This is a genomic window from Dyadobacter sp. HNCC25DJ183 (assembly GCF_056895175.1).
Window position 1 is genome coordinate 586,208 of record NZ_JBXHAP010000004.1, and the last position, 13,602, is coordinate 599,809.

Genomic DNA, 13,602 nt, shown 5'->3' on the forward strand with positions numbered 1-13,602 from the left:
AGATCCGAAAAACCCCTAAACCTTAATTGCGGATTCTACCAACTTATGAAGTATAACAAAAAGTCTGTTTTTTCAGGCGGCTTTCGAATTACTCCCCTCTCTATTCTAACAATTTCGGGTACGCTCTTCATGGCACTTTCCTGTGGCGAAAAGAAAGACACTTTTCAGCAGAAAGGTGGCGGAGGTCCTACTACGGTCGACGTGATCATCGCGAAATCGGAAAAGGTAAGTGACCAGGTTGAAGTAAATGGCACCATTGTCGCAAACGAATTTGCTGAACTCCGCCCGGAAGTGAGCGGACTACTTACTTTCCTGGATGTACCGGAAGGGAAAACGGTTCAGAAAGGGACGGTAATTGCAAGAATAAACAATGCAGACCTGATGGCGCAGCTTGACAAGATCAAGATCCAGCTCAACCTCGCCGAGACTACCGAAAAAAGATTGAAACAACTGGTTGCGATCAATGGTATCAACCAGGCTGATTATGATCTTGCATTGAACCAGGTCAATAGCTTCAAGGCAGATATGGTGTACACCCAGGCTCTTATTGATAAAACGATCGTAAGAGCGCCATTCACGGGAGTGATCGGTTTGAGGAAGGTCAGCGCCGGTTCCTATGTGTCTCCTACCAGCGTAATAGCAACAATGCAGCAGCTTTCCAATCTCCGCATTGATTTTACAGTACCGGAAACTTACCAGAAATACGTCACCAAAGGCCAGAATGTAGAGGTATTGCTCGATCAGTCTTCCAAGAAAAAGGAAACGGCCAGGGTGATTGCCACGGAACCGCAGGTAAACCAGTCAACACGGAATATCACGGTACGCGCTGTATTGAACGCAGGATCAACAAGTCCAGGCTCATTCGCAAAGGTTTATCTGAAAACAAATTCAAACAAAAGCAGCATACTGATTCCTACGAACAGTATCATACCTGAGGCCCAGGGAAAAAAGGCAATTACCGTGAAGGGTGGTAAAGCCGTATTTGTGACGGTAGAAACCGGCGACCGCCTGGCGGATGTAGTGGAAGTCACCAGCGGATTAAGTGTTGGCGACTCGGTGGTAGTTTCGGGTGTATTGTTCGCCCGTCCCGATGCTCCTGTGAAAGTGAGAAGTGTAAGAAACCTGAAAGTTGCGACGATGTAACGTTTTACATTGACTATCCCCTTGAAACCCACCGTATGAATATTTCGGAACTATCATTAAAGCGGCCGGTACTTGCGGTCGTTATGAACCTGCTCATCATTCTTTTTGGTGTGGTAGGTTACAACTTCCTCTCGCTCCGCGACTATCCCGCCATCGATCCCCCGATCGTAAACGTGCGGACAAGCTACACCGGCGCGAATGCGGACATCATCGAAAGCCAGATCACTGAGCCGCTCGAAAAAAGCATTAATGGTATTCCTGGGATCAAAAGTATCAGCTCTTCCAGCCAGATCGGGTCCAGTAATATCACGGTCGAGTTTAACCTCGAATCCGACCTGGAAGGGGCGGCCAATGACGTGCGTGACAAGGTAAGTCAGGCACAACGCAATTTGCCGCAGGATATTGATGCCCCGCCGGTTGTGAGCAAAGCAGATGCAAACAGCGACTTTATCCTGCTGCTTGCTGTACAAAGCCCGTCAAAGGGACTCTTGGAACTGAGTGAATATGCGGAAAACGTATTGCAGCAAAGTTTGCAGACGATTGACGGAGTAAGTGCGATCAATATTTTCGGTCAAAAACGCTACGCAATGCGCATCTGGCTTGATCCGGATAAAATGAGCGCCTACAATGTTTCATTCAATGACATTTCCAATACTCTCGCCGCCGAAAACGTAGAGCTTCCCGCAGGTAAGATTTACGGTAGCAAAACGGAATTGACCATTCGTACAATGGGCCGGCTTACCAGCGAGAAAGATTTCAATGACCTTGTAATTAAAAATGACAGCGCGGGAATCGTGCGGCTGGGCAATGTAGCGAAAGCCGAGCTCGGACCTGAAAATGAAGAGCAAAGCTGGAAATACAATGGCGTTTATGCGGTTGGTCTGGCGGTTATACCTCAGCCTGGCGCCAACTATGTTCAGATATCGGATGAATTCAATAAGAGGCTGGAAGAAATACAGAAGTCAAACAAATCTGACATTACTTTCAGCGTTCTGATCGACAATACGCGGCTCGTTCGGCAGTCTATCGAAGAGGTAGAGGAAACACTCTTCATCGCATTTGCGCTGGTTGTGATCGTGATCCTGTTTTTCTTCCGGAACTTCCTGGTTGCTGTCCGTCCGTTGATCGATATTCCCATTTCGCTCGTAGCGACGTTTTTCGTGATGTACCTGTTCGGATTTTCAATCAACATCCTGACATTGCTCGGGATCGTATTGGCAACGGGTCTTGTGGTTGACGACGGTATCGTAGTAACTGAAAACATCTTCCGAAAGCTTGAAAGCGGACTCCCGATCCGGCAGGCTGCATTGGAAGGAAGCCGGGAAATTTTCTTTGCCGTTATTTCAACTTCGCTGACGCTCGCAGTGGTGTTCCTCCCGGTAATCTTCCTCGAAGGCTTCGTGGGTAGCCTCTTCCGCGAGTTTGGTATTGTAGTGGCATCCGCCGTATTAATTTCTGCATTTGTTTCACTGACAATCACACCGGTACTTAACGTATTCCTTAACAGAAAGAACTCGGGCCACGGTTGGTTTTACAACAAAACCGAGCCGTTTTTTGAAGGAATGGAAAATGGCTATAACCGCAGCCTAACCGGTTTTATGAAAGCACGCTGGCTATCCTGGGTACTCGTGGCAGTCTGCGGCGTACTGATCTGGTTTAGCTACTCCAATCTGCAAAGTGAACTTGCACCCATGGAAGACAGGAATAGTATCCGTTTCAATCTCTCCGCGCCGGAAGGTACCAGCTTTGATCAAATGCAGCAGATTTCTGACGATCTCGGAAACTTCCTGAACGATTCGATCCCTGAAAAGGCATTTACATTCTCTGCTACGCCAGGCTTTGGTGGTGGCGGTGTTAACAGCGCCACAGGCCGTATCGGTCTGGTACCGGCAGGCGAGCGTAAAAAGAGCCAGAATGACATTGCGCAGGAAATCAATAAAAAGCTCTCCCGCTTCAATGACGCGCGCATTTTCGCCACGCAGGAACAAACGATTTCTGTTGGTATCGGATCAAGAGGATCGCTGCCTGTCCAGTTTGTACTTCAAAATCTGGATTTTGAAAAGCTATATGATATTCTGCCCAAGTTCCTCGACGAAGCACGGCAGGACCCGACATTTCAGAATGTGGACGTTAACCTGAAATTCAATAAACCGGAAGTAAGGCTAACGATTGACCGCCTCAAAGCACGCGATCTCGGACTTTCCACTACTGACGTTGCGGCTACCATTCAATCTGCATTCAGCGGTCGCCGACTCGCCTACTTTATCATGAACGGGCAGCAGTATCAGGTAATTGGCCAGGTTGAAAAGTCGGAACGGAACAGACCGGCTGACATTGAAAAACTGTATGTAAGAAACAACAGGGGTGAGAATATTCCATTGACTGCGGTAGTCAAAATGCAGGAGGAAAGCGGCCCGCCGACGATCTACCACTATAACCGATACAAAAGCGCCACGATTTCTGCTTCTCTGGTGGAAGGAAAAACGATTGGTGACGGCGTGGAAGCAATGCGCCGGATTGGTAATAAGCTGCTGGACGAATCTTTCCAGACGTCACTCACCGGACCTTCGCGCGACTTTGAAGAAAGTTCTTCCAATACCAGCTTTGCATTCGGGCTGGCGCTGCTGCTGGTGTACCTGGTTTTGGCCGGGCAGTTTGAAAGCTTCACAGATCCGTTTATTATCATGATCACCGTGCCGCTTGCATTGGCAGGTGCATTGCTCAGTCTTTACCTGTTCGGATTAACAATCAACATTTTCTCCCAAATCGGAATGATCATGCTGATCGGTCTGGTAACCAAAAATGGTATCCTCATCGTAGAGTTTGCGAACCAGAAACGGGAACAGGGAATGGACAGGATGTCAGCGGCGATTGAGTCTGCCACGCAGCGTCTGCGGCCCATTCTGATGACGAGCCTTGCCACGGCATTCGGCGCATTGCCGATCGCGTTAAGTCTGGGTGCCGCGGCAACAAGCCGGGTTCCGCTTGGAGTCGTGATTGTGGGTGGATTGATGTTCTCCCTGATCCTTACCTTGTTCGTTATTCCGGCGATTTACACGTTTATATCACCTAAAAAACATAAAAAGTCAGAAGAAGAGAAAATGGCGGAAGAGCTGTCCGTAAGCACCCATTAATTTTCCTGTTTGTTTTAATCCAATATTGTTCTTGCATGAACCCGCTCGCGATCTTTAATCTTAAAAACTACCTGTTCGTTTCTCTCTTGTTTTGCGGAAGCAATGCATTCTGTTTTCAGGCAACCGACAGTTTGTCGCTTACCCTTGACGAAGCGATTGCCACAGCTTTAAAGAACAGCTACGAAATAGAAATCGCGAAGAATAATGTGGAAGTAAATACGGTACTTAACCACTACGGAGTAGCTGGCGGTTTGCCGCTTGTAGCCGCCAATGCGTCCAACACCGAACAAATCACAGAGGTAAATCAAAAGCTTAACAACGGTACCGAGATCAACAGGAGTGCGGCAGCGGGAAACAATACCCAGGCCAACGTTTCGGCAAGTATTATCCTGTATAACGGAAAAAGGATCGTCTCCACTAAAAAGCGACTCGCTGAGCTGCAATATCAGAGCAGCGAGCTGCTTAATTCGCAGGTCCAGAATACGATCGCACTGGTCATGACGAGCTATTACGATGTGGTACGCCAGCTGAGCTACCTTAACACGGTGCGCACTTCGATCCAGGCTTCGGAAAAAAGGCTGGAAATTTTGAAGGTGCGGAAAGAAGCCGGAATGGCAAACAATGCAGACCTATTCCAGGCGCAAATCGATCTTAATACATTGAACCAGACTTTCCTGGACCAGCTGATGGTAGCCCAGGTGGCGAAGGCCGAGCTGCTTCGCATATTGACTCTGGATCCGAAATCACCACTTACGCTCAGGGACACGATCACTGTTGATACCAACCTCAAACTGGATGACATAGCAGCCCGGATCACTGCCAATGCAGATGTGAAAGCGGCCGATCACCAGATCAGGATCAATGAACTTATTGTGAGGGAAACAGCGGCTTTGCGCTACCCAACCGTACGTTTAAACACAGCTTACAATTACTCACGCAACCAGACCGCAGCCGGTTTTACATTGCTTAACCGTAGCCTAGGGCCGCAAGCCGGTTTAACGCTGAGCATACCGATTTACAACGGATCAGCATTTAAAAGGCAGCAGCAGGCAGCAGAAATCAATACATCAAGTGCAAAAATTCAGCGGAATTCGATCGTGCGCGACTATAATGCAGGCGCTGTGAAAATGTACCAGACTTACGTGAGCTCGCTTCAACAGCTGCAAACGCAAAAGCAAAACTACGAATTGAGCCGGCAATTGCTCGATCTTACATTACAGCGTTTTGAGCTCATACAGGCTACGATCATCGATGTCCGAGAAGCGCAAAGAAGCTTTGAAGATGCGGGTTATCGCCTTATCAATCTCAACTACGCTGCAAAAGCGGCTGAAATTGAGCTCAAAAGACTAAGCAACACGCTGCAATAACTTCCCAGAACACGCATTCCGAACCAATGTACACCAGCTTCCCCAGCTGGTAACAGGATAGTAATATCCTCTGGAACAGCTTTTTATCAAATAATTTTAGCCGGGATTAAAATTCGGTTAAACCTCCACCGGCTTTTGCCATCTAAAACATTCATCTCTTTCAACGTATTGCGTCGGCTGTCTCGCCGTCGCATTAAAAATCCCGTTATGCAAAAATCATTGCTCTTGTTTTTGTTGCTGACTACGCTCTCAACGCCGCTCCTCGCGCAGGAAGAGCCAGCCGCCTTCGCAATTACGGGCAAGCTGCTCGATGCCGACAAAAAGCCGGTACCGTTTGCTAACGTGGCGCTTTACGGTACGAAGGATTCTACGCTGATCGGCGGCGGTACTTCGGATGAGAACGGTACCTTCTCGGTCGCAGCTGATCCGGGGAATTATTTCATCAAAATCACTTTTCTCGCATTACGTGAGAAGGTCGTTCCAAATATTAATGTCGTTTCTTCCAATGTAAATGTCGGCTCCATCGCGATGGTATCGGATGCAAAGGAGCTGCAAGAGCTCGTGGTGCGGGGAGAGAAAAGTCAAATGGACCTGCAACTCGACAAAAGGGTTTTTAATGTAGGTAAAGACCTCAGCAATATCGGCAGCAATGCATCCGACATTCTGAACAATATGCCCTCGGTGACGGTGGACGTGGAAGGCAATGTCGCACTTCGCGGCAGCCAGAATGTGAGGATACTCATTGATGGGAAGCAATCGGGAATGGTGGGACTTAATCCTGCGGAAGCATTGCGGCAAATACCGGGAGACCTGATCGAGAGCATTGAAATCATCACCAACCCTTCTTCCCGGTACGATGCGGAAGGGGAAGTAGGTATCCTGAATATTGTGATGAAGAAAAATATCCGGTATGGTCTCAATGGATCATTTACCGGAACGGCGGGATACCCCTCCAATTTTGGCGGATCTTTCAACCTGAACTACCGTCGCAAAAAGGTCAATTTTATTGCCAATTACGGATTAATGTACCGCGAAGGTCCGGGACGCGGAAACTCCCGGCAGACCTACACCGGCGCGGATACCAGCTTTGTGTATGAGTCGAATACAAACCGCACCCGCTCTGGTTATTCCAATAATGTAATGGTGGGTCTTGATTATTTTATCAACAATTCCAACACGCTGACCGGTACAGTTTCCTATCGTAATTCTCAAAATGATAATAAATCCAGGCTTCAATACCGCGATTTTGATTTCAATAATGTGCTGACGCGAACTGTAATCAGGGATGAGCACGAAACGGAACCGAGGCAAAATCTGGAAGCCGCATTGAGCTACAAAAAGACTTTTGAAAGAAAAGGACAAAGCCTTTCATTTGACGCCAAGTATATCCTGAGTGATGAGACGGAAGCGGCGAAATACAATGAATTTGCCAGCAATAATGCGTCGCGTATCGTACAGCGCGCATTCAATACCGAAGACGAGAAGAATTTCCTGGCACAACTCGACTACATTCACCCATTTGCCAAAGACGGCAAAATTGAAGCCGGCTTGAAAACCTCGGTTAGGCAGCTGGATAATGACTTCTCGGTACATCAACAGAATGAGGCAATGAACTGGATCATCCTGCCTGACTTCGACAACCGCTTAGCTTACGATGAGAAAATTCATGCGGGTTATGTAATGGCGAGCAACCAGTTCGGGAGGGTGTTCGTACAAGCAGGATTGCGGGGAGAGTACACCGACATTCTGACTGAGCTCAAAAAAACTGCATTGACCAACCAGAGGAGGTATTTTAATCTTTTCCCAAGTGTGCACCTGTCGTACAAGCTGCAGGACGCACAAACCTTGCAGCTCAGCTACAGTTACCGGCTAAGCCGGCCGGGTTTCCGGGATTTGCTCCCATTCTCCAATTTCAGCGACTCGCGCGTATTCAGGGCTGGAAATCCTTTGCTGAATCCTGAATTTACGCATTCATTTGAAGCTGGTCATTTGTTGAATATGGAAAAAGGCTCGTTGCTATCGAGCGTTTACTACCGCCACAGGCTGGGTGTTGTTGAGAACATTACCTCGGTAGACTCGACCGGTTTTACAACCATTACCCCGATCAATCTTTCCACTGGCGACTCTTACGGTTTTGAATTTAACCTTACCTACGATCCTGCTCCGTGGTGGAAGCTGACTGCCAATGCCAATATCTTCCGCGCCATGAACCAGGGTTATTACAATGACAAACTTTATGAAAGCGATACATATTCATGGACCAGCCGTGTTTCTTCGCGCGTGACGCTCTTTAAGTCTGTCGATTTTCAGGCTTCTGCCAACTATCGCGCGCCTAGAAAGACCACACAGGGAAAAGATCTTTCCGTTTATTTCATTGATCTCGGATTGTCCAAAGATATCCTTAAAGGTCGCGGTACCATTACTGCGAGTGTCCGCGATTTATTCAATACCAACAAGCGTAGAAGCATTGTAGAAAATGCCGGTTACTACTCACGAAATGAATTCCAATGGAGGCCACGCCAGTTTCTGGTGACACTGTCATACCGGCTCAACCGCTCCAAAGAAAGGCAGAGTATGGAAGGTAAAGGAGAAGGCGGCGGAGATGAAGACTGATAGTGTGCCGAAAACATTACCTTTGTACCTCACAATTGACGATCAATAATGCTTTTTATAGGAAAATACAATCACCTGACCATTGAAAGAGTAACAAGTGTAGGCATGTTCCTGAGTGACGTGGAAGGGGAGGAAGTGCTTTTGCCCAACCAGTACATTACAGATGAAATGCAGGTTGGCGATACAATCCGCGTGTTTGTTTACCTTGACTCAGAAGACAGGCCGGTTGCTACCACCCAAACTCCGAAGATAATCCGCAACGAGTTTGCGTACCTGGAAGTAAAGGATGTTTCCGAGTACGGCGCTTTTCTGGATTGGGGTTTGATCAAAGATCTGTTTGTTCCATTCCGGGAGCAAACCAAACCCATGGAAATCGGCGAGTGGCACGTGGTGTTCTTATATCTGGATCAGAAAAGTGCGAGATTACTGGCTTCTACGAAAGTCGATAAATTCCTTGATAATGAGCGCCTTACTGTCAAAGAAGGCGACGAAGTGGATTTGTTGATTTTCCAAAAAACAGACCTGGGCTACAATGCGATTGTCAATCAATATCACAAAGGTTTGATCTACGCCAATGAAGTTTTCCGCGACTTGCAGGTTGGAGACAGTCTGAAAGGCTATGTTAAGAAGATCCGTGAAGAGAACAAGTTGGATATCAGTCTGCAAAAGAGCGTTACCGAGATCATTGAGCCTACCGGCAAACTGATTTTTGACATCGTTAAGAAAGAAGGCGGCTTCCTCAATTTATCTGACAACAGCTCGCCCGAGGAAATCTATAAACGCTTGCAGATCAGCAAAAAGGTCTTTAAAAAAGCAATCGGCGGTCTCTACAGACAAGGCCTGATCAAGATCGCCGATGATGGTATTTATATGATTAGTGTTGATTGATCCAGTAAAGTACGGAAGGACTTACTTCTTTCCGTACTTCGTTTTATACTTCTCGTAAAGCCGCTTTTGTTTGTCATCCAGGTTTACTTTCCCGCCTTTTACAAACACCATTCCCACAACATTACCGCGCATATCCAGGATATCGCCCTCGGAAACGATCAGGGATGCGTGTTTGCCTTTTTCAAGCGTACCTACTTCCCGTTCTGCACCGATAATCTCGGCTGCGTTCTTGGTAACAAATTGAAGTGCTTCCTCTGGTGTTACATTACCAAAGCCGGAAGAAGTACCTGCCAGAAAAGCCAGATTCCTGGTTCTCCACCATTCATCCGCATACGTGATCGCCACTTTCACGCCGGCTTTATGGAGCAAACCGGGCAGCTCGTAAGGCATATATACATTCTCATCAACGCGGCCGGGAAGTCTGTGAGTTGGATTTAACACCACAGACACCTGGTTCTCTTTCAGGAAAGCAGCCACTTTATAGGCTTCATCTCCACCCACTATCACCACTCTTTTTATATCAAATTCCTTTGCCAGCTTCACTGCTTCGATGATATCTTTTGCATACTCCGCCCGAATGTACAAATTGGCGGTACCAGCCAGAACAGGCTTCAATGCAGCCATTCTCAGATTTACAGAAGCAGGTTCGGCCACCGCATTGTATCCTTTCGCCTCCGAAAAAGTAGCTCGGATTAGGTCAATTACCTCCTGGCGTTTGTCATTTCTTTTAGTAGAAACGGAAAAATCGTCATAGTTGAAGCTGCTTGCCAGGAAAGGCGGCCAGCTTAGCCAGATACCATCGTCTTTCTTCAAAACAGCATCTTCCCAGTTCCATCCATCGCTATAAAAAACTGAGGAAGATCCGGATATAACGCCGCCCTGCGGTACCGCCTGCGAAACGAGGATTCCATTCCCACGCAGCGTAGGGATTACCTCTGAGTCCGTATTATAAGCGACCAGCGCACGCACATGCGGGTTAATCTCTCCAACTTCGGCGAAATCCAGGGTAGCGCGCACAGTTGCAATTTCCTGCAAACCGACCGTAGTGTTCAGCGAAATAACGCCCGGGAAAATGTGTTTGCCTTTTACCTCGACCGTTTCAGCACCTGCTGCTGCCGGATTGGAACCTGCGGCACCTACGTAAGTGATAATACCCTTATCGAATGCGATCACTCCGTTTTGGATCACCTGTCCATTTCCCACATGGATCGTTGCACCGGTGAGTACCATTGGTTTCGATTGGGGCAATGCGGGCGCAGGGTTTTGGGAAAATGCGGGTGAAATTGCTGCCAGCGTGATCAGTGTATTGATTGTTCCTGCTATTATTTTTTGTATCATGATTTCGATGATTTACGGAGTAATTACCTGGTTCCTTCGTGCTCTGTGTGCACACCTACTATGTCTTCACAATGCCACATTTTAGGCTGCGTGGCCTGCGGCTTCTGCGTAGGTTTTCCTTCCGATTTATCACTCAGCATCTTTTGAATTAGCTTTTCTCTTTCGAGCTGCATGGATTTTTGCTTTTCTTCATCCTTTTTACGGTCAAAATACACCGTTCCCTCGACCATGGTAAACTCAGGACGCGCGTAAACTGACAGCGGGTGTGCATTCCAGAGCACCAGGTCAGCATCCTTACCAGCTTTGATACTGCCCATTCGATTGTCAACGTGCAGCAATTTGGCAGGATTAAGTGTTACCATTTTCCATGCTTCTTCTTCCGGAACTCCGCCGTATTCTACCGTCTTGGCTGCTTCCTGATTGAGGCGGCGCGCCATTTCCGCATCATCGGAATTAATAGCTACGGTAACACCCTCGTGGTACATTAAAGCCGCATTGTAGGGAATTGCCTCTTTCACCTCCATTTTGTACGCCCACCAGTCGGCAAAAGTTGAACCACCGATTCCACGCTTCGCCATTCCGTCGGCCAGCTTGTAACCTTCCAGGATGTGGGTGAATGTATTGATCCGGAATTTCAGGGAATCCGCTACATGCATAAGCATATTGATCTCCGATTGCACATAAGAGTGACAGGTGATAAAGCGCTGGTTGTCCAGAATTTCGGCCAAAGCATCCAGCTCAATATCCCTTCTGGGCGCATTGGCAGCTACTTTCTTGGAGGTACCGTTGAAAGATTTCCAGCTCTTCGCATATTCCTTAGCGCGTAAAAAGTGATCAAAATACACCTGTTCTACGCCCATTCTGGTTTGAGGAAAACGAACGCGCGCCACGTCGCCCCAGTTAGACTGTTTCACGTTCTCACCCAATGCAAACTTGATCGTTTTCACATCCGGCACCAACATTTCCGACTGGGTTGCGCCCCATTTCAGCTTGATCATCGCACTCTGTCCGCCAATGGAATTCGCAGAACCGTGAAGTAGATGAGACGCAGTTACGCCACCTGCCAGCTGGCGGTAAATATTGATATCATCCGGATTGATCACATCGCTCATTCTTACCTCTGCCGAGCTGGTTTGTCCGCCCTCATTGATCGTGAACAATGCGATATGGGAGTGCTCATCGATAATGCCGCTCGTCAAATGCTTGCCCGTACCATCAATGGTCTTTGCTCCAGAAGGCGCATTCAGCGATTTCCCAACCTTTGTAATTTTTCCATTCTGCACAACTACATCCGAATTTTGCAGGATACCTTCTTTCTCATTGGTCCATACCGTCGCATTCCTGATCAGTACCGTCTCCGATTTCGGCAATTCTTCATTGCCAAAACCTACAAACGGATATACGACTGGGCCGGTCTCCTTTATTTTCGCTACAGCTGTGTCAGCAGCTGCAACCTGCTGGAATTTCTCGGTAAGTGTCGCAGACCAGGGTACAACGGAGCCGGAAGGCAGTACACCTTCTCCTGATAAACCGGTACCGTTGCGCCAGCCAGTGAGCCGGGTTGTACCAGGAACCTTCTTATCGGCCTGGTAAGTCAGCGTCAGCAATTCATTGGATAATACAGCTTTAGGCGTGATTTTCACGGAATCCTGAACGACTACTTTATACTCCGGCTTATCGGCCGAGCCGCTGATCTGCAATTTTCCACCAGGCTGATTATTGATCGATAAGGAATAGGTACCGCGGATATCAGGCGCATTGATGGGCGAAATGATGAATTTCTTCCCTTGTACCCAGTTTTCATAAATCACATTATCCTTGTTAAACAAGTCCCCCGAGGTGATGATGAAATTGGCAAGCATACCGGGTTTGAGGCTCCCTATCTGGTTTTCAGCTTTGATAAGGGCAGCAGGCAAAGTAGTCAATGCTTCCAGCGCCTTCTCTTTGGTCAACCCGTATTCAATGGCAGTTTTAATGTTTTTAAGAAAATCGGCTTTATTCTTCAACCCTGCCGAAGTAAATGTAAATGGTATTCCGGCTTTCGCCACCTCCGCAGGGTTCTTTGGCGCCATTTCCCAATGTTTCAATTGTGACATGCTGATCACATCTGCATCCCAGGGATCAGCTACGTCATAGGCTTCGGGAAACTGAACCGGCAAAATAAGCGTCGCCTTCGTGGCTTTAATCTCGCTAATGCGCTGGTATTCATCGCCGCCACCTTTTATAATATACTGAACTCCGAATTCGTCCCCTACCTTGTCTGCACGGAGCACACTGTATTTATCTCCTGTTTCAAAAAACGAAGGCAGGTTTTTGATCTCGTTAAAAGCTTCAAGCGACAGGTTCGCTTCTTTTGCTTTCGGAGTACGTGCGTACCATTCTGCATCGTAGTAATTTTGTCTTAAAAGCGCCACCACGCCCATTGTGGATGAAGGGTAGGTCTGCGAAGAAGTACCTTTGCTGAATGAAAAATGGGCCGATGCTTTCCGGTTCAGAAGCGCTTTGTTGGCGGGCTCGTCAGTCAATGTAACTACTGCTCCATTACCCCGGACAATACCATCATGCGGGTGAACCAGTACGGTACCAAAGCCGATTTTGCGCAGATCAGCCGCTTTCTTAGCATCGGGTGTAAAGATGAGGCTGGCGTCATTTTCAGACTGAATTGCCTGGTTCCAGCCAAAAGCGCCTTTTTTATTGGATTCCAGTTGCGGCGTCTGTCTTCCGCCTGCTGGCCGCTCCCGTCTTACTTCCGGCATTCCGTAGTCCGAGTCGAGATCGATCAATGAAGGATAGATGTATTTACCTTTCAAATCAATGGTAACAGCCCCTGCGGGTAATTTCACCTGCTTGCCCGCCTGGATTACCGTGCCGTTTTCGATCAGCAGTGTACCATTTTCAATGGTGGTTTTAGGATCAACTACAATAGTCGCATTGGTAAATGCAAAGCGGCCGGGTCGCTCATCGTAGGCGCCGTTCTGCGGGAATGTTTCTTGTGCTTGACAATAAAAGCTGACAATCAGCCCTGCCAGTAAGGTTGATAATGGTTTAAACATAAAGAGAGATGGAGTCTGTACAACTTTACAATATACCACCGTGAATTTTCATGTTGACTTATTTTT

7 protein-coding genes are annotated in these 13,602 nt (G+C 47.7%); 5 read left to right on the top strand and 2 right to left on the bottom strand.

The annotated features are described in order from the left end of the window. The first annotated feature begins 45 nt into the window (after nt 1-45). From AC1XTG_RS12945 to AC1XTG_RS12965, 5 genes are all read left to right on the top strand, one after another. Nucleotides 46-1,143, top strand: a complete 1,098-nt coding sequence (locus AC1XTG_RS12945; RefSeq protein ID WP_056281629.1) for an efflux RND transporter periplasmic adaptor subunit — start codon at nt 46-48, stop codon at nt 1,141-1,143. A gap of 35 nt (nt 1,144-1,178) precedes the next feature. Then, complete coding sequence (locus tag AC1XTG_RS12950) at nt 1,179-4,277, top strand: efflux RND transporter permease subunit (RefSeq protein WP_484842267.1); 3,099 nt, start codon at nt 1,179-1,181, stop codon at nt 4,275-4,277. 35 nt (nt 4,278-4,312) lie between these two features. Then, on the top strand, nt 4,313-5,644 hold the full coding sequence (locus tag AC1XTG_RS12955; RefSeq protein ID WP_484842268.1) for a TolC family protein: 1,332 nt from the start codon (nt 4,313-4,315) through the stop codon (nt 5,642-5,644). A 207-nt stretch (nt 5,645-5,851) separates the two neighbouring features. Then, the gene (locus tag AC1XTG_RS12960) at nt 5,852-8,257 is read left to right on the top strand and encodes a TonB-dependent receptor (protein ID WP_484842269.1); all 2,406 of its coding nucleotides are present in this window, start codon (nt 5,852-5,854) and stop codon (nt 8,255-8,257) included. Between the two features lie 48 nt (nt 8,258-8,305). Further along, the gene (locus AC1XTG_RS12965; RefSeq protein ID WP_484842270.1) at nt 8,306-9,145 is read left to right on the top strand and encodes a CvfB family protein; all 840 of its coding nucleotides are present in this window, start codon (nt 8,306-8,308) and stop codon (nt 9,143-9,145) included. A gap of 21 nt (nt 9,146-9,166) precedes the next feature. On the opposite strand, the gene AC1XTG_RS12970 is transcribed toward AC1XTG_RS12965, so the two are convergent. Beyond that, a complete protein-coding gene (locus AC1XTG_RS12970; protein ID WP_484842271.1) occupies nt 9,167-10,483 on the bottom strand; it encodes an amidohydrolase family protein in 1,317 nt (438 codons plus the stop codon). Nucleotides 10,484-10,506: 23 nt separating this feature from the next. Next, entirely contained in the window at nt 10,507-13,536 is a 3,030-nt protein-coding gene (locus AC1XTG_RS12975; protein WP_484842272.1) for an amidohydrolase family protein, read from the bottom strand. Between the last annotated feature and the right edge of the window lie 66 nt (nt 13,537-13,602).

Bases quoted from the DNA above. Each gene is read 5' to 3' on its own strand.
- AC1XTG_RS12945 (WP_056281629.1), top strand. From the start codon at position 46: ATGAAGTATAACAAAAAGTCTGTTTTTTCAGGCGGCTTTCGAATTACT.
- AC1XTG_RS12950 (WP_484842267.1), top strand. From the start codon at position 1,179: ATGAATATTTCGGAACTATCATTAAAGCGGCCGGTACTTGCGGTCGTT.
- AC1XTG_RS12955 (WP_484842268.1), top strand. From the start codon at position 4,313: ATGAACCCGCTCGCGATCTTTAATCTTAAAAACTACCTGTTCGTTTCT.
- AC1XTG_RS12960 (WP_484842269.1), top strand. From the start codon at position 5,852: ATGCAAAAATCATTGCTCTTGTTTTTGTTGCTGACTACGCTCTCAACG.
- AC1XTG_RS12965 (WP_484842270.1), top strand. From the start codon at position 8,306: ATGCTTTTTATAGGAAAATACAATCACCTGACCATTGAAAGAGTAACA.
- AC1XTG_RS12970 (WP_484842271.1), bottom strand. From the start codon at position 10,483: ATGATACAAAAAATAATAGCAGGAACAATCAATACACTGATCACGCTG.
- AC1XTG_RS12975 (WP_484842272.1), bottom strand. From the start codon at position 13,536: ATGTTTAAACCATTATCAACCTTACTGGCAGGGCTGATTGTCAGCTTT.